18 protein-coding genes and 2 tRNA genes are annotated in these 14,965 nt (G+C 70.8%); 6 read left to right on the top strand and 14 right to left on the bottom strand.

Annotated features, from left to right (window positions below; genetic code table 11):
• Nucleotides 1-149 precede the first annotated feature (149 nt).
• Nucleotides 150-1,376, bottom strand: coding sequence for an efflux RND transporter periplasmic adaptor subunit (locus VMF70_06545; protein ID HTT67669.1), 1,227 nt, complete (start codon nucleotides 1,374-1,376; stop codon nucleotides 150-152).
• Nucleotides 1,377-1,512: 136 nt separating this feature from the next.
• Nucleotides 1,513-2,397, bottom strand: a complete 885-nt coding sequence (locus VMF70_06540) for a LysR family transcriptional regulator (protein ID HTT67668.1) — start codon at nucleotides 2,395-2,397, stop codon at nucleotides 1,513-1,515.
• A 2-nt stretch (nucleotides 2,398-2,399) separates the two neighbouring features.
• On the opposite strand from VMF70_06540, the gene VMF70_06535 reads away from it, so the two are divergent.
• The 5 genes from VMF70_06535 to VMF70_06515 all read left to right on the top strand — a co-directional run bounded on the left by VMF70_06535 (nucleotide 2,400) and on the right by VMF70_06515 (nucleotide 6,391).
• Nucleotides 2,400-3,488, top strand: coding sequence for an aldo/keto reductase (locus tag VMF70_06535; protein HTT67667.1), 1,089 nt, complete (start codon nucleotides 2,400-2,402; stop codon nucleotides 3,486-3,488).
• 44 nt (nucleotides 3,489-3,532) lie between these two features.
• The gene (locus VMF70_06530) at nucleotides 3,533-3,901 is read left to right on the top strand and encodes a cupin domain-containing protein (GenBank protein ID HTT67666.1); all 369 of its coding nucleotides are present in this window, start codon (nucleotides 3,533-3,535) and stop codon (nucleotides 3,899-3,901) included.
• A gap of 28 nt (nucleotides 3,902-3,929) precedes the next feature.
• Nucleotides 3,930-4,964 carry a zinc-dependent alcohol dehydrogenase family protein gene (locus tag VMF70_06525; GenBank protein ID HTT67665.1) on the top strand — a complete coding sequence of 345 codons (1,035 nt, stop codon included), beginning with the start codon at nucleotides 3,930-3,932 and terminating at the stop codon, nucleotides 4,962-4,964.
• 56 nt (nucleotides 4,965-5,020) lie between these two features.
• Nucleotides 5,021-5,812: an SDR family oxidoreductase gene (locus VMF70_06520; GenBank protein HTT67664.1), complete on the top strand. Its 792-nt coding sequence runs from the start codon at nucleotides 5,021-5,023 to the stop codon at nucleotides 5,810-5,812.
• 177 nt (nucleotides 5,813-5,989) lie between these two features.
• Entirely contained in the window at nucleotides 5,990-6,391 is a 402-nt protein-coding gene (locus VMF70_06515; protein ID HTT67663.1) for an EVE domain-containing protein, read from the top strand.
• Between the two features lie 109 nt (nucleotides 6,392-6,500).
• Here VMF70_06515 and VMF70_06510 read toward each other — a convergent pair.
• The 6 genes from VMF70_06510 to VMF70_06485 all read right to left on the bottom strand — a co-directional run bounded on the left by VMF70_06510 (nucleotide 6,501) and on the right by VMF70_06485 (nucleotide 10,147).
• Nucleotides 6,501-6,573, bottom strand: a tRNA-Gln gene (locus tag VMF70_06510).
• A 64-nt stretch (nucleotides 6,574-6,637) separates the two neighbouring features.
• Nucleotides 6,638-6,710: transfer RNA gene (locus VMF70_06505), tRNA-Ala, on the bottom strand.
• Nucleotides 6,711-6,789: 79 nt separating this feature from the next.
• On the bottom strand, nucleotides 6,790-7,704 hold the full coding sequence (gene rnz / locus VMF70_06500) for a ribonuclease Z (protein HTT67662.1): 915 nt from the start codon (nucleotides 7,702-7,704) through the stop codon (nucleotides 6,790-6,792).
• Between the two features lies 1 nt (nucleotide 7,705).
• Nucleotides 7,706-8,587 carry an MlaD family protein gene (locus tag VMF70_06495; protein ID HTT67661.1) on the bottom strand — a complete coding sequence of 294 codons (882 nt, stop codon included), beginning with the start codon at nucleotides 8,585-8,587 and terminating at the stop codon, nucleotides 7,706-7,708.
• Nucleotides 8,587-9,336: an ATP-binding cassette domain-containing protein gene (locus VMF70_06490; GenBank protein ID HTT67660.1), complete on the bottom strand. Its 750-nt coding sequence runs from the start codon at nucleotides 9,334-9,336 to the stop codon at nucleotides 8,587-8,589. Before VMF70_06490 ends, VMF70_06495 begins: the two co-directional genes overlap by 1 nt.
• 4 nt (nucleotides 9,337-9,340) lie before the next feature.
• A complete protein-coding gene (locus VMF70_06485; protein ID HTT67659.1) occupies nucleotides 9,341-10,147 on the bottom strand; it encodes an ABC transporter permease in 807 nt (268 codons plus the stop codon).
• Between the two features lie 119 nt (nucleotides 10,148-10,266).
• Here VMF70_06485 and VMF70_06480 point away from each other — a divergent pair, with 119 nt between their 5' ends.
• Nucleotides 10,267-10,917: an A/G-specific adenine glycosylase gene (locus VMF70_06480; GenBank protein ID HTT67658.1), complete on the top strand. Its 651-nt coding sequence runs from the start codon at nucleotides 10,267-10,269 to the stop codon at nucleotides 10,915-10,917.
• A 37-nt stretch (nucleotides 10,918-10,954) separates the two neighbouring features.
• Here the strand turns inward: VMF70_06480 and VMF70_06475 are convergent, their stop codons facing one another.
• Genes VMF70_06475 through VMF70_06450 form a run of 6 tightly spaced genes read right to left on the bottom strand, consistent with a single transcriptional unit; the run spans nucleotide 10,955 to nucleotide 14,965 of the window.
• A complete protein-coding gene (locus VMF70_06475; GenBank protein ID HTT67657.1) occupies nucleotides 10,955-12,238 on the bottom strand; it encodes an aminotransferase class V-fold PLP-dependent enzyme in 1,284 nt (427 codons plus the stop codon).
• On the bottom strand, nucleotides 12,235-12,699 hold the full coding sequence (locus VMF70_06470; protein HTT67656.1) for a hypothetical protein: 465 nt from the start codon (nucleotides 12,697-12,699) through the stop codon (nucleotides 12,235-12,237). The genes VMF70_06475 and VMF70_06470 overlap by 4 nt, the downstream gene beginning before the upstream one ends.
• Before the next feature lie 5 nt (nucleotides 12,700-12,704).
• Complete coding sequence (locus VMF70_06465; protein HTT67655.1) at nucleotides 12,705-13,142, bottom strand: Rid family hydrolase; 438 nt, start codon at nucleotides 13,140-13,142, stop codon at nucleotides 12,705-12,707.
• Between the two features lie 2 nt (nucleotides 13,143-13,144).
• Nucleotides 13,145-13,570 carry a DUF2203 domain-containing protein gene (locus VMF70_06460; protein ID HTT67654.1) on the bottom strand — a complete coding sequence of 142 codons (426 nt, stop codon included), beginning with the start codon at nucleotides 13,568-13,570 and terminating at the stop codon, nucleotides 13,145-13,147.
• Between the two features lies 1 nt (nucleotide 13,571).
• Nucleotides 13,572-14,489: a patatin-like phospholipase family protein gene (locus VMF70_06455; GenBank protein HTT67653.1), complete on the bottom strand. Its 918-nt coding sequence runs from the start codon at nucleotides 14,487-14,489 to the stop codon at nucleotides 13,572-13,574.
• Nucleotides 14,486-14,965 (bottom strand): acyl-CoA thioesterase, encoded by a 480-nt coding sequence (locus VMF70_06450; protein HTT67652.1) that lies wholly within the window; start codon nucleotides 14,963-14,965, stop codon nucleotides 14,486-14,488. The genes VMF70_06455 and VMF70_06450 overlap by 4 nt, the downstream gene beginning before the upstream one ends.

Below are 14,965 nucleotides of genomic sequence, written 5' to 3'. Positions count from 1 at the left end.
CTCGGCCTGCTGCTCTAGGCCTGGTCCCGGCCTGCGCGAAAGGACCTTCCGCAGGGGCTCGAGGTGTTCGCGAGCTTGAAGGCGACGGGCGTCAAGGCTCGCCTACCAAGAGATCGACGACTCGGGCCGAGCGAGGGGCTCCAGCGCTCTCACCGGCCTCCCGGGGGCGGTGGGGGGGGCGGCCCCGGAGGCGGCCCCATCTGCTGTTGCTGAGATTGGAACGGGCTCGCGACGCCGGTCGCCGTCGCGCTGCTCGACTCCACCCCCGCGATGGCACGCAGCCCGGCGCTGAGCCCGGCGCCCTCGATCGCAGTACTCTGACCGTCGGTGAGGCCGGTGCGCACCGCCAGCACCGCGGGCTGGCCGGCGGTGTCGAGGTGCCAGAGCCGCGCCCCGCTGCCGCCGGCGACGGCCGCGGGCACGGGCCACCCCGGGTGCGCCAGGCGGTACTGCGCCACGAGCGACGCGGGCGCCTCGAACTGCAGCGCCGCGTTCGCCACCTTCAGCACGTCGGCAACCCTGGCCACCTCGAAGTTCACCGTCGCCGTCATCCCCGGCACCAGCACCCCGTCGGGATTGCTCACCGCGACCACGACGGTGTAATCCACCACGTTCTGGCTGACCGCATTCTGGATGCGCACCTGCTGGACCGTGCCCGTGAACGTCCGGCTCGGGTACGCCGTCACCGCGAACTGCACCTTCTGGCCGGCGCGGATCGTACCGATGTCGGCCTCGTCCACCGACGCGAGGATCTGCATCCACCTGAGGTCGCTCGCGATCACGAAGAGCTGAGGCGCAGCGAAGCCGGCGGCCACCGTCTGGCCCGCCTGCACGTCGCGCTCCACCTCCACCCCGTCGATCGGCGCGTAGACGTACGTGTAGGCCAGGTCCTGTTGAGCCCGCGCCAGGCCTATGCGCGCCGCCTTCAGGCCCGCGCTCGACGCCTCGAAGGCCGTCCGCGCCGCCACGAAATCGTTGTCGGTCATCATCCGCGCGTCGTGGAGGGAGATCGCCTGCGTCAGCGTGAAGGCCTTCAGCAGCGAGTCCGCCGCATCGCGCTGCACCGCAGCCTCGGCGGTGCGCACCTCCAGCTCCGACGGCCCCGGATCGAGGCGCGCGATCAATTCCCCCTTCTTCACGCGGCTGTTGAAGTCGGCGTACAGCCCGATGATCTGGCCAGAGACCTGCGCGCCGACATTCACCGTCGTCACCGCGGTCAGCGTGCCTGTCGAGTTGACCGTGACGGCAATGTCGCCCCTCTCCACCGGCACGGTGCGGTACGACGGCGCGCGTGCGGTGCGGCCGCGCGACGCCAGCACCGCGACCACGCCGGCGGCCGCGACCACCACTCCAAGAACGGCGATGATGCGCTTCACGCTCCTGCGCCCTTCCGTGCAGGGAGACGCACCGAACTCCCGCCCGTAAGATGCCCGGCATGAAGCAACGGTCGCACGGCATTGCGATGGCACCGCCGCCCAATCACCTGGCGCAGCCCACCTTCCCCCGCTTCAGCTACAGGCGCAGGGTCTCGATCAGCGCCGCGAGCGCCGCCGGCAGCTGCCGCCGGCTGGGGTAGTAGAGGTAGAAGCCCGGGAAGGGTGGGCACCAGTCGGAGAGCACCCGGAGGAGCTTCCCGCTCGCGAGTTGCTCTCCGGCGTGCTCCACCGTCGTGTACGCGAGCCCCACGCCGTCCACCGCCGCCCGCAGCATCACGTCGACGTCGTCGACGATGAGCGGGCCGCTGACCGCGACGGAGAGGGACTCGTCTTCCTTGTCGAGCTCCCAGCGGTACACGGGGCCGGATCCGTGTCGGAAATTGATGCACCGGTGGCTCGTCAGGTCGCGCGGGGACGCCGGCTTCGGGTGCGACTTGAAGTAGCCGGGCGAGCCGACGATGGCCGGCGTGAGCTCGCGGGACACGCGGATCGCGATCATGTCCCGTTCGATGAACTCGCCGAGGTGGATTCCCGCATCGAAGCGTCCGGCGACGAGATCGATGCGGTTCTCGTCGGTCGTGACGTCCAGTACGACATCGGGGTACTCCCGCGCGAACCGCCCGAGCTTCGGCGCGAGCACCGTCATCGCGGCGATGGGGGCCACCAGGAGCCGCACGCGTCCCGCTGGCAGATCTCGACGGCCCGACAGGAGGTCCAGCGCCCCCCGTATGTCGCCGAGTGCCGGGCGAAGGCGAGCGAGGAACTCCTCGCCTGCTTCCGTCGGGGCGACGCTGCGTGTCGTGCGCGCAAGCAGGCGTACTCCGACCCGTTCTTCCAGCGAGCGAATCGCATGGCTCAGGGCGGAGGGCGACACATCCAGCCGCTTCGCCGCCCGCGTGAAGCTGCGCTCCTCCGCCACCAAGAGGAGCGCCGACAACACGTTGAGATCGTCGCGAGCCATTTATGAACAATATTCACAGACCTATGCCGATTCTGCCAGCTACCCGGCGGATTGGGCGGCGGGGTACTGTGAGTTCGGTAATCGCCACAGCGGGAGGAGCGATGCAGAAGCGCACATTGGGAAAGAGCGGTCTCGAGGTCTCGGCGCTTGGCCTGGGCTGCATGGGGATGAGCTACGGCTACGGTCCGGCGGCAGACAAGACGGAGATGATCGCCCTCATCCGCGGGGCGGTCGAGCGCGGCGTGACCTTCTTCGACACAGCGGAAGCGTATGGACCATACGCCAACGAGGAGCTGGTCGGCGAAGCGCTGGCGCCGTTCAAGGGCCAGGTCGTCATCGCGACCAAGTTCGGCTTCGAGTTCGGGCCCGGCGGCGGTCAGAGCGGGACCAACAGTCGTCCCGAGCATGTCAAGGCGGTCGCCGACGCCTCGCTCAAGCGCCTCAAGGTGGATGCGATCGACCTGTTCTACCAGCATCGCGTGGACCCGGCCGTGCCGATCGAGGACGTGGCCGGTGCGGTGAAGGACCTGATCGGGGCCGGCAAGGTGCGGCACTTCGGAATGTCGGAGGCCGGTGCGAAGACCATCCGCCGCGCGCACGCCGTGCAGCCGGTCGCGGCCCTGCAGAGCGAGTACTCGCTGTGGTGGCGGACGCCGGAAGAGGAGATCATCCCGACCCTCGAGGAGCTGGGCATCGGCTTCGTGCCGTTCAGCCCGCTCGGCAAGGGCTACCTGACCGGCAAGATCGACGAAACGACGACGTTCGACAAATCGGACTTCCGGAACGTCGTGCCGCGATTCACCGCCGAGAATCGCAAGGCGAACCTCGCGTTCGTCGAGTGGCTCAAGCGGTTCGCCGCCCGCAAGCGCGCCACCCCGGCGCAGCTCGCGCTGGCCTGGCTGCTCGCGCAGAAGCCGTGGATTGCGCCGATCCCGGGCACGACGAAGCTCACCCGGCTCGAAGAGAATATCGGCGCCGCGGACGTCGAACTGACGCCGGGCGATCTGCGGGAGATCGATGGCGCCGCTGCGAAGATCGCGATCCAGGGGGCGCGTTATCCCGAACACCTGGAGAAGAGGACGGGTCTCTGATGGAAATCACACGCAGTGGCTCGCAGCCTTCCGCGAGGGGACCGGTGGACTGGTTCACCGGCACCGTGCGGATCGACCCGTTGTTCCAGGCGCACGCTCCGGCCCGCGGCGCCGGCAACTCTGTGACGTTCGAGCCCGGCGCGCGTACCGCGTGGCACACGCACCCGCTGGGCCAGGTCCTCATCGTCACCTTCGGCTGCGGCTGGGTCCAGCGCGCGGGCGGGCCGATCGAGGAGATCCGCCCGGGAGACGTGGTCTGGTTCGAGCCGGGCGAGAAGCACTGGCACGGGGCTTCGCCAACGACGGCGATGACGCACATCGCCATCCAGGAGGCCCTCGACGGGAAGGCCGTCGAGTGGATGGAGAAGGTGCGCGACGACGAATACCAGCGCGGGCTGCAGGCCCGGCGCTAACCAGGTTCAAACGAGCAGGGCGGTCAGAATGCGCGCAACCATCATGTACGGTGCGGGTGACGTCCGCGTCGAGCACGTCCCCGACGCCCGCATCAAGGTGCCGACCGACGCCCTCGTCCGCGTGACGCGGGCGTGCATCTGTGGCAGCGACCTCTGGCCGTACAAGGAGATGGAGCCGAGCGCCACGGGCGTGCGCATGGGCCACGAGTTCGTCGGCATCGTGGAGGACGTCGGCGCCGAGGTGCGCACGGTGAAGCGCGGCGACGTGGTCGTGGCGCCGTTCGCCATCTCGGACGGAACCTGCGAGTTCTGCCGGGAGGGGCTGCAGACGTCGTGTCTGCACGGCGGCTGGTGGGGCGGCATTGAGCAGGACGGCGGCCAGGGTGAGGCGGTTCGCGCGCCGCATGCCGACGGCACCCTGGTCAAACTCCCGGTGGGGCCGGACGACGGTCTGATGCCGTCGCTGCTCACGCTCTCGGACGTGATGGGCACCGGCCACCACGCGGCGCGAGCCGCGCGCGCGGGCCCCGGCAAGACGGCGGCGGTGATCGGCGACGGTGCGGTCGGACTCTGCGGCGTCATCGCCGCCCGCCGCCTGGGTGCCGAGTCGGTCATCCTGCTGGGGCGGCATGCCGACCGCATCGCGCTGGCCCGCGAGTTCGGCGCGACGGAGATCGTGAGCGAGCGCGGCGATGCGGCCATCGAGCGCGTGCGCGAGCTGACCCGGGGCCTGGGCGCCCACAGTGTCCTCGAGTGCGTGGGCTCGGAGCCCGCGATGCTGACGGCCATGCGCATCGCGCGCCCCGGCGGGGCGGTCGGCCGCGTCGGCGTGCCGCACTACGGGGCGACGCCGTGGGCGCAGGAGAGCTTCTACGACAACGTGACCGTGAGTGGTGGGCCGGCGCCGGTGCGCGCCTACATCGCCGAGCTGCTGCCCGACGTGCTCGAGGGCCGCATCCAGCCGGGGCGCGTGTTCGACCGGGTGACGAGCCTGGAGGGCGTGCCGGACGGGTATCGGGCGATGAACGATCGCAAGGCGATCAAGGTGATGATCGCGTTCTGAGCCGGAGGAGGCATGCGAGTGGCCCGTGCGGCAACCGAGAAGAGCGAGGAGAGATGATGACCAAGTCCCGTATGATGGTGCTCGTCGTCGGTGCGACCGGCAGCATCGGGCGCCTCGTCGTCGAAGAGGCCATACGACGGGGCCATGTCGTGCGCGCCCTGGTGCGCAATCAGCGCAAGGCGCGGTCGCTTCCGCCCGACGCGGAGGTGGTCGTTGGCGACCTCACCCGCCCGGAGACGCTGCCCGCCGCCGTGTCCGGCGTGGATGCCGTCGTGTTCACGCACGGCTCGGAGGGCGCCGGCAAAGCGGGAGCCGAAGGCGTGGACTATGGCGGTGTCCGCAACGTCCTGAACGCGCTCGGTTCGCGCAAGGCGCGTATCTCGCTGATGACCTCCATCGGCGTCACCAACCGCGCCAGCGCCTACAACCGCTCGACCGGGGGCCACGACTGGAAGCGGCGTTCCGAGAGGCTGGTGCGCGCAAGCGGCCTGCCCTACACGGTCGTGCGCCCCGGCTGGTTCGACTACAACGGCCCGGACGAGCACCAGCTCGTGCTTCTGCAGGGCGACACGCGCCACGCGGGCGATCCCAGCGACGGCGCCGTGGCCCGACGCCAGATCGCCGAGGTCCTGGTTCACGCCCTCGGCTCGGATAAGGCGCTTCGCAAGACGTTCGAGTTGATCTCGGCTCGCGGCGACGCGCCGAGCGACTTCGACGCGCTGTTCGCGCCGCTCGACGCCGATCCGCCTGGTGCGCTCGACGGCGTGCACGACGCGGCGAACCTGCCGCTCGAAAAGGAGCCGCAACGAGTCCGCGACGACCTGGACGCCGTGCGGCCGTCGCGGTGATGGAACGCGCGCACAGAGTTCCAACACACCAACGCGTAAGGACGTCGCCCGGGGCACCTGCGATCGAACCAGACTCCCCTGGTCCGGAGGCGCAGCTCTGTTCAGGCCGCGGTGCACGGCCGCCCGGGGCATGTCCCCCGGCCCGGTGGACCGAGTAGATTGTCTCGCACCGCCACCATGGCACACTGGATCCTGAAGACCGAGCCTTCGGCGTACGCCTTCGACCGCCTGGTCAGGGAGAAGTCCGCGCGCTGGGACGGCGTCACCAATCCGGTGGCGCTCAAGAACATCCGGGCCATGCAGCGGGGCGACGAGTTGATGATCTACCACACCGGCGACGAGAAGGCCGTGGTCGGCCTGGCCACGGTGGCCTCCGCGCCTTACCCCGACCCCGAGGACGCGAGGCTCGCGGTGGTGGACATCGAGGCGGGGAAGGCGTTGCCGCGCGCGGTCACGCTCGGCGAGATCCGGAAGGAGCCGGCACTGAAGGACCTGGCGCTGGTCAGGATGCCGCGGCTGTCGGTCGTCCCGGCGACCGGCGCGCAGTGGAAGAAGCTGCTTCAGATGTCGAGGGTCTGACCAGCCGCAGTCGGCCCCAAGTGAAGACGTAGCGGGTGCCAGTTCCCACGCTCGCCATCGTCATGACGGCGAAGCGCGACACCACTCATCGTAGTGCCGCGCTTCCGAGTTGCCCCTCCTGGGATCGAACCAGGACTCTCCTGATCCAGAGTCAGGCGTGTTGCCAATTACACCAAGGGGCAAAGAGCTGGTTGCGAGTTGCCAGACGGCAAGTTGCCAGAAAGACAAGAACCACAACCAACGCAGTGGAGCTGAGGGGGCTCGAACCCCTGACCTCCTGGGTGCGATCCAGGCGCTCTCCCAGCTGAGCTACAGCCCCGCGCGGGCCGAAACCTAGCCGGGCCCAGTCATTACCTCAACCCGAACCCGGGCTGCCCCATCCCATCCGGGCCGCGAGGTCAGTCGGGGTACGCGATCTCCACCTCGAACCCGTCCTTGGCCACCACGGTCTCGGCGAACACCGCGCGCGCCTCCTCCAGGAGCACTGCCGGGTCGCGCGAGTAGCGCGCGGACAGGTGGGTCAGGACCAGCCGGCGGGCCCCGGCCTGCCTCGCCACTTCGGCCGCCTCCCGCGCCGTGGCGTGCGCGGTCTCCTTCGCCCGGTCCTTCTCCTCCTCGCCGAACGTGGCCTCGTGCACCAGCAGGTCGGCCCCCCGGGCCGCCTCGACCGTGGCATTGCACGGCCGCGTGTCGCCCGAGTAGACCAGCTTCCGCCCGGGTCGCGGGGCCCCGACGATGGTCTCGGCCGTGACCTCCCGCCCGTCGTCGAGGCGGACCGCCTGGCCGCGCTGCAGCTTGCCCCACAGCGGCCCCTCCGGCACCCCCAGCTCACGCGCACGATCGGGATTGAAGCGGCCGAGCCGCTCCCGCTCCACGAGCGCGTAGCCGACGGCGCCGCCGCCGTGCTCCACCCCGAACACCTTGAGGTCGTAGCCGTCCCGCGCCAGCACCTGATCCGGCTCGACCTCGACGATCTCCACCGGGAAGACCGCCCGCTCCACACCCAGGGCCAGCGCCTGACCCAGCAGCTTGGCCGCTCCCCGCGGCCCGACCAGGCGCATCGGCTCGGTGCGGCCCTGCAGTCCGAGGGTGCGCACCAGCCCGATGATGCCGAGGTAGTGGTCGCCGTGGAAATGCGTGAAGAACACTTCGTTGAGCGCGAAGGTGACCCCGTAGCGCATCATCTGGCGCTGCGTCCCCTCGCCGCACTCGAACAGCAGCGTCTCGCCCTCGCGGGTCAGCACCAGGGCGCTGACGTTCCGCTCGGCCGTCGGCCGCGCCGCCGAAGTGCCGAGGAACAGAAGCTTCAGCAAGCTAGAACACGTGCACGTTGACGTAGCGGCCCGGGTTGGCCTTGAGGTCCGTCAGCAGCGCGGTCAGCGCCGTGCTGGCGGCATGCAGGTCGCTCACCAGAGTGGTGTCGTTGACCAGCCTCCCCATCGACCCGCGGCCCGCGTTCACCTTGAGGAGGATCGAATCGAGCGACGCGCTGGTGCGCTGCAGCGTTGCCGTCACCTGGGCCAGGTTGTGGGTGGCGTCGCGCAGGTTGTCCACGGTCTGCTGGGCCGAGCTGCTGCCCACCATGAGGTCGAGCCGCTGCAGCAGCCCGCGGAGCGCGAGCAGCGCCGTCGCGGCCTCCCGGCTCGGCGCGTCGGCCGAGGTCCCCAGCTGCGTGACCGCCCGCCGCGTTTCGACGAGCAGCGCATGCAGCTCCGTGGCGTTCTGCGGCGAGAGGAACTGCCCCGCGTTGTTCAGGGCCTGCCGGCCCGGGCCGGTGAGGCCCGACACCAGCTCCGCGACGCTCTGCTCCCGCTCGCCCGGGATGACCGCGCCCTTGGCCAGCGGCTGGGGCGCGGCGCCGGGATCGTAGTCCAGGTACTGGGCGCCGAACAGGTCGAGGGAGCGGACCACGGCGCGCGCGTCGCTGCGCGGCCGCTGCCCGCCCTTGAGGTCCATCACCACCAGCACCTGCCCCGGCTTGAGCAGGCGGATGTCCTTGATCTGGCCGACGGCGACGCCGGAGGTGCGGATCGGGTCGCCCACCTTCAGGCCGGCCACGTCGGAGAACGTCGTCTCCACCAGGTCGCCGCTGCGGATGGACTTGCCCCGCAGCCAGACCATCCCGAACACGAAGATGACGGTGGCGACGACCAGGAACAGCCCGACCGCCGCCTCCCGCCGGTAGCGCAGCTCCATCAGCCCTCCGCCGCGAACTGCACGTCGCGCTCCAGGAACTCGCGCACCACGGTGTCCTTCGCCGCCATGAACTCCTCCGCCGTCCCCACTGCCCGGATCCGCCCGTTGTGCAGCAGCGCGATGCGGTCCGCGACCCGGAACGACCCGCGCACGTCGTGGCTCACCACCACGCTGGTGGCGTGCAGCTCGTTCTGCAGGCGCTCGATCAGCGCGTCCATCGCGTCCGCGTTCACCGGATCGAGGCCCGACGTGGGCTCGTCGTACAGAAGATACTTCGGCCTCCCGGCGATCGCCCGCGCGATGCCGACGCGCTTGCGCATCCCGCCCGACAGCTCCGCCGGCATCAGCTTGCCCACGTCGTCGGTGAGGTTCACCAGGCGCAGGCATTCGGCCACCCGACGCCGGCAGAAGTCGCGGTCCCGGTAACAGGCGTCGTCGGTGATGCCGAGCCTGATGTTCTCGTAGACCGTCATCGAATCGAACAGCGCGCCGGTCTGGAACGCGTAGCCGATCCGGCCCCGGAGCGCCGCCAGCGCTTTCCGGCCGAGCTGGGTCACCGATTCCCCGTCCACCATCACGTCGCCCTGGTCGGGCCGCATCAGGCCGATGATGTGCTTGAGGAGGACGCTCTTCCCGCTTCCGGACGGGCCCAGCAGGGCCACGGTCTGCCCGTCCGCCACGCTGAAGTCCACGCCGTCCAGCACCACGTGGCGGCCGAATCTCTTGTGGACGTTCCGGAGCTCGATCACGGCGCTACAGGAGGAGCTTCGCCAGCAGGAGATCGAGCAGCAGGATCAGCACGCACGAAGTGACCACCGCGGTGGTGGTGGCCCGGCCGACGCCCTCCGCGCCTTCCGCGGCCTCGTAACCGACGTAGCAGGGGATGATCGTCACCACCGCGCCGAACGCTTCGGCCTTGATGACCGAGTACCACAGGTCGAAGCTGTGGTAGAAGCGCTGGGTACCGTACGCGAAATCCGCGGCGGTGATGTGGATGGACTGCCGAGAGGCCAGGAAGCCCGCCACCATCCCGGTCGCGTCGGCGATCACGACCAGCGCGGGCAGCATGATCAGCCCGGCCAGCACCCGCGGGAGCAGCAGGTGCGAGGCCGGGTTGCGGCCCAGGGACTCCATGGCGTCGATCTGCTCGGTGACGCGCATCGTCCCCAGTTCGGCGGCGTAGCGCGCGCCGATGCGCCCGGCCAGCAGCAGCCCGGTCATCACCGGTCCCAGCTCCAGGATGATGCTCTCGGCGATCACCGCGCCGAGCAGGTAGAGCGGGATGCTGCCGGTGAACTGGTAACCGGCCTGGAAGGCGGTCACCCCGCCGGCGAATGCGGACGTGAGGATCACGATCATCAGGCTGCCGTACCCCACCTGCCGGCACTGCTCGATCGTGAGCGGAAGCCAGGCCCGCCACTCCGGCAGCGCGCGCACCAGCTCCACCAGCATCATGCCGAACCGGCCCACGTTCTCCAGGGCCGACAGCACCGGGCGCGCCACTGCGCGCGCGGCGTTGATCGGAACCGGAAGCTCGGCGGTGGTGGTGAGTTGATCCATGGGTTTGGGGCTTGGGGGTTGGGGCCTGGGGAGTGATCAGCGTACCGTGGGGAGGGGCGGCGGCCCCAAACCCCAACCCCCAATACCCAAACCCCTGCCGGCTTATATTCTCGCCTCCCATGCGCTTCCAGTCCACCCCGAGAAACGCGGCCGCCTTCCGGCGCAGGCTGCTCGCGTGGTTCCGCACCGCTGGCCGCGACCTGCCCTGGCGGCGCACCCGCGACCCGTATCGCGTCCTGGTGTCGGAGTTCATGCTGCAGCAGACCCAGGTGTCGCGCGTGCTCGAGTTCTACCCGCGGTTCCTCGAGCGCTACCCGGACCTCGAGGCGCTGGCCCGCGCCAGGCCGCGCGCGGTGCGCGAGGCATGGGAGGGCCTCGGCTACTACCGCCGCGCCGCCAACCTGCACCGCCTCGCGCGGGAGGTGGTCCGGCGTCATGCCGGCACCGTGCCCTCGGACCCCGTGGAGCTGGAGGCGCTGCCGGGCGTCGGACCCTACACCGCCGGCGCGGTGGCCAGCTTCGCCTACGAGAAGCCCGCGCCCGCCGTGGACACGAATGTGGCCCGGGTTCTCGGTCGAGTGTTCGGCTGTCAGACGGCGAAGACCACCAGGAACATGGCTCAGCTACTACAGCCGAGGCGCCGCGCGACCATCTGGGCCTTTAACCAGGCCCTGATGGAGCTCGGGGCCCTGGTCTGCACGGCCAGAGCCCCGAAGTGCGCTCAGTGTCCGGTAAGCAGTGACTGCTCCTGGTATCTCGCCAACTCGTAGCCACTCGCCACTCAGCGTCTCACAACTGCTCTGCGCTCTAGCTTCTGCCCCCCGCCAACTCCCCTACCAATGCCACGACCCGATCCACCTCGTCGGGCGTGTTGTAGACGTGCGTCGACAGCCGCACCCAGTGGTAGTCGTACTCCGCTACGTGCCGGACCCGCACGGTGCCGCGCTCCCACAGCGCCCGGATCAGGTCGTCGGCGCTCAGCCCCCGCACCGTGAAGGAGACCATCGGGGCGCGAAGCCCCGCGTCGGTCGCGCTCTTCAGCTCCACGCCGGGAAGGCGGGCGAGGCCGTCGTAGAGGCGGTCGCCGAGCCACCGGATGCGGCGCTCCACGCGCTCGGGCCCGATCAGGGTGTGGAAGTCCACCGCCGCCTGGAAGCCGGCGAGCAGCGACTCGTTGACGGTTCCCTTGCGGTCGAACCGCACCGCCTTGTCCTGGAGCGCGTCCCACCCGCCGCTCACGATCGTGGGCCACAGCCGGTCGACCCACGCCTCGCTCACGTAGAGGAGCCCGCTTCCCTTCGGGGCGAGCAGCCACTTGTGCGGGCTCGAGGCGTAGAAGTCGCACCCCAGGTCCGTCAGGCCGAACCGCAGCATGCCCGGCGGATGCGCGCCGTCGATCGCGGTGACGATGCCGCGCTCGCGCGCCAGGGCGCACAGCTCCTTCACCGGCTGGATCAGGCCGTTGGTGAACAGCACGTGGCTGATCATCATCACCCTGGTGCGCTCACCGATCGCGCGCCGCCAGGTGTCCACGATCTCCCGGCTGCTGGTGGGAGGGACCGGCAGCGGTATCTGCGTCAGCACCAGGTGGCGCCGCCTGGCGGCGGCCTGCCACGGGCACATGCCGCCGACGTGCTCGTGGGTGGTCATGAGCACCTCGTCGCCGGGCTGCAGGTCGAGGCCTCCGGCGATCCAGCTCATCGATTCCGTGGTGTTCCGCGTGAAGGCGAGCGTCGCGGCCGGAGCGCCGAGCAGGGTGCCGACGGAGCGGCGCAGCGCCTCGAGGTCCACGCCACGGGCGTCGAACACCGTCTCGAGCGCCGTCATGTGGTTCACCACCGCGTCGAGCACCATCCGCGGCGACGCGCCGACCGTGCCGGTGTTGAGGTAGATGCCGCCGGGCGACAGGAGGAACTGGTCTCGCACCCGGCGCCAGTACACCTCGTCGTCCACGGCGTCGGGCGGCAGCGGGCGGAACGGCTCCGCCGGGCCCGGCTGCCCCGCGGCGTCCAGCCACCCGGCCCCCGGAAACGCGAACGCGGCCCCGGCGAGGGCCGCGCTCCGCATGAAGTCGCGCCGGCTGGTCCTCACGGCAGCATCCGCGGCGTCTGCGCGCCGAAGTACAGCGCCAGCAGAATCGCCACGCCGGTGAGCGAACCCGCCCACGCCAGCAGCACCCGGGCGCGCTCGGCGCGCGGGTCCTTCGCGCCCTTCTCCACGCTGACCTGTGCGTAGTACGCCACCCGGTTGGCCAGCGGCGTCACCACCGCGACCGCGATCACGCCGGCCACCAGCCCGAAGCCCTGCATCAGCTCCAGGGCCACCGTCTCGTCGGCGTGCAGGCCGACCAGCTGCATCGTCATCACGATCCCGGTGATGGTCGCCATCGCCGCGGCCGGCGCAATCAGCAGGCCCTGGACCCTGGCGAGCGTCTTCCAGGTGTGAGCCCACGCCTCGAGGCCCGCGGCCCGCGTCTGCGGACCCCAGACCATGAAGGTCAGCTGGGCGCCGAGCCACACCGCGATGCCGACCCAATGCAGGAAACGCAGCATCCGACTTACCTCCGCTCTCGAACCGCGATGAACGAGATCTCGACCCGCGCACCCGAGACGATGCCGCTGACCGCGACCGTTTCGCGCGCCGGCGGGCCGGCCGGGAAGTACTCCGCGTAGACGCGGTTCATCTCGTCGTAGTCCGCCATGTCGGCCAGATACACGGTCGCCTGCACCACGTCGCCCAGCGTCAGGCCCAGTTCGGCGAACAGCGCGCGGAACGACTCTAGGACGTTCCGCGTCTCCGCGGCCGTCCGCCCCGTCGTGAGCGCGCGGGTCGAGTCGGTGACGCCGATCTTCCCGGCGAAGTAGTAGGAGCGGCCGACCCGAACCGCCTGGCTGTACGGCCGGTTGGGTTGCGGGTGGATCGCCTCCCGTACCGGCCAGTGGTGGGCGCAGCCCGCCAGCAGCAGGGCGGCCAGGAGCGACGTGCCGTATCTCATGACTACCCCTCCTCCGTCGCGGCGAACTCCGGCGCGATGGGCCGGCGGCCGCCGAATCCCGCGTCCAGGTCGTGCCAATGCGTCACGCGCTCTTCGCCGAGCCGCCAGCACAGGAACACCAGGCGGCCCTCCTGATAGCCGTAGAAATCCACCAGCCCTTCCTCGAAGCCTTTCAACAGGCAGCCCACTCCGGCGAGTTCATCGACGTACCCGTTGATGCGCCGCGCCAGCACGTCGATCTCGCCGCGCAGCTTCAACTGCTCCAGCGACTCACCCCACTCCGGGCGCGCTCCGGCGGCGGCCAGCTCGTAGCGCGAGACCAGGTCCTTCCACTGCGGGTGCTCGGCGACGATGTCCTGCACGATGCGCCGCACCAGCGGCAGGGCGCGGTTGGCCTGCTCCACGGTGAACACCTTGATGTCCGCCACGTCAGCGCGTCCCGGCGCCGCGGACCGGGCTCGTTCCCCGCGTCCCGCGCTCGCGAGCCGGCCCCGGCTGGCGATCCCCCCGTCCCCGCCCCGCCAGCGCCGCGTGACCCGCGCGGTAGCCCGCCTCGATGAACTCCCCGGTCCGGTCGAAGGCGAAGGTGCCGTACGGATCCACCTCCGGCTCCACCAGCACCAGGGGCGGCCGGCGCTCGGCCGACCTCCACGCCGCCACCGCGCGCGCGCGCTGGCTCGCCATCACGATCGCCATCGCGCGGTCGTGCGCCGCGAGCAGCGCCGGCCCGAGCGGGGTGAGTGCCGGGGGAGCGGCCGCCACCGGCCCCACGTCCACCGCCACCACCAGATCGGCGGCGATGGGGGCCGCGATCTCGAGCGGCAGCACCGCGAGCAGCCCGCCGTCGACGAAGCGGCGCCCGTCGATCGACACCGGCGGGAGGTACAGCGGCAGGGCCATCGACGCCATCACGGCCTCGACGACGGTGCAGTCGGTGCGGCCGCCTGCCCCGAACACCACCAGCTCACCCGCGTCCGCATCCACCGCCGCGATCCGCAGCGGGAGGCGCAGCGCCGCGAACGAGTGCGCCGGCAGCAGCCGCCGCAGCAACGCCCGCATCGGCTCCGGCCGCAGCACGCTGGGCGCGCCGAGGCCCCGTGCGAGCACCGACCAGCGGGCCAGCGACGCGAGCTCGTGCCGGCCGACGCTGAAGACCCGCGGCACGATCTCCTCGTAGGACAGGCCGGACGCCACCAGCGCTCCCACCAGCGCTCCGGCCGACGTGCCCACGATCTCCGACGGCGTGAGCCCCGCCTCGTCCATGGCGCGCAGCACGCCGACCTGCGCCATGGCCTTCATCCCGCCCCCGGACAGGACCAGGACGACCCGCTCGGGCTCGATCGTCACCGGGCCTCCCGCCGCTCGAGTGCCGCCACCCGCTGCGCCCTGCGCGCCTGCGCCTCGGCGAAGCGGCGCCGCTCCTCGTCGGTCTCCGGTGCCACCGGCGGAACCGACGCCGGCCGGCCCGCCTCGTCCAGGGCCACGAAGGTGAGGTAGCAGGTGTTGGTGTGCCGGCGCGCACCGGTGAGCAGGTTCTCCGCCTCCACCCGGACCCCGACCTCGATCGACGTGCGGTGCGCGTAGTTCACGCTGGCGTACATCGTCACCAGCTCGCCGAGGTGGATCGGCTGCCGGAAATCCACCCGGTCCACCGACGCCGTCACGCAGGTGCGCTGCGCGTGGCGCATCGCGCTCACCGCCCCGACCCGGTCGAGCATCCCCAGGATCACGCCGCCGTGCACGTTGCCGAGCAGATTCGCCATGTGCGGCATCATCACTTCGGCGATGGTCGTGTGCGAGAGGCGCGGCGCGCGGCCTTCCAT

The organism is Gemmatimonadales bacterium (assembly GCA_035502185.1).
Lineage (GTDB): Bacteria > Gemmatimonadota > Gemmatimonadetes > Gemmatimonadales > JACORV01 > Fen-1245.
The sequence above is the reverse complement of the archived record's forward strand: the minus strand, read 5'-3'. Positions and strand labels throughout refer to the sequence as shown.

Bases quoted from the DNA above. Each gene is read 5' to 3' on its own strand.
- VMF70_06540 (HTT67668.1), bottom strand. From the start codon at position 2,397: ATGGCTCGCGACGATCTCAACGTGTTGTCGGCGCTCCTCTTGGTGGCG.
- VMF70_06535 (HTT67667.1), top strand. From the start codon at position 2,400: ATGAACAATATTCACAGACCTATGCCGATTCTGCCAGCTACCCGGCGG.
- VMF70_06525 (HTT67665.1), top strand. From the start codon at position 3,930: ATGCGCGCAACCATCATGTACGGTGCGGGTGACGTCCGCGTCGAGCAC.
- VMF70_06520 (HTT67664.1), top strand. From the start codon at position 5,021: ATGACCAAGTCCCGTATGATGGTGCTCGTCGTCGGTGCGACCGGCAGC.
- VMF70_06515 (HTT67663.1), top strand. From the start codon at position 5,990: ATGGCACACTGGATCCTGAAGACCGAGCCTTCGGCGTACGCCTTCGAC.
- VMF70_06495 (HTT67661.1), bottom strand. From the start codon at position 8,587: ATGGAGCTGCGCTACCGGCGGGAGGCGGCGGTCGGGCTGTTCCTGGTC.
- VMF70_06485 (HTT67659.1), bottom strand. From the start codon at position 10,147: ATGGATCAACTCACCACCACCGCCGAGCTTCCGGTTCCGATCAACGCC.
- VMF70_06480 (HTT67658.1), top strand. From the start codon at position 10,267: ATGCGCTTCCAGTCCACCCCGAGAAACGCGGCCGCCTTCCGGCGCAGG.
- VMF70_06470 (HTT67656.1), bottom strand. From the start codon at position 12,699: ATGCTGCGTTTCCTGCATTGGGTCGGCATCGCGGTGTGGCTCGGCGCC.
- VMF70_06465 (HTT67655.1), bottom strand. From the start codon at position 13,142: ATGAGATACGGCACGTCGCTCCTGGCCGCCCTGCTGCTGGCGGGCTGC.
- VMF70_06450 (HTT67652.1), bottom strand. From the start codon at position 14,965: ATGGAAGGCCGCGCGCCGCGCCTCTCGCACACGACCATCGCCGAAGTG.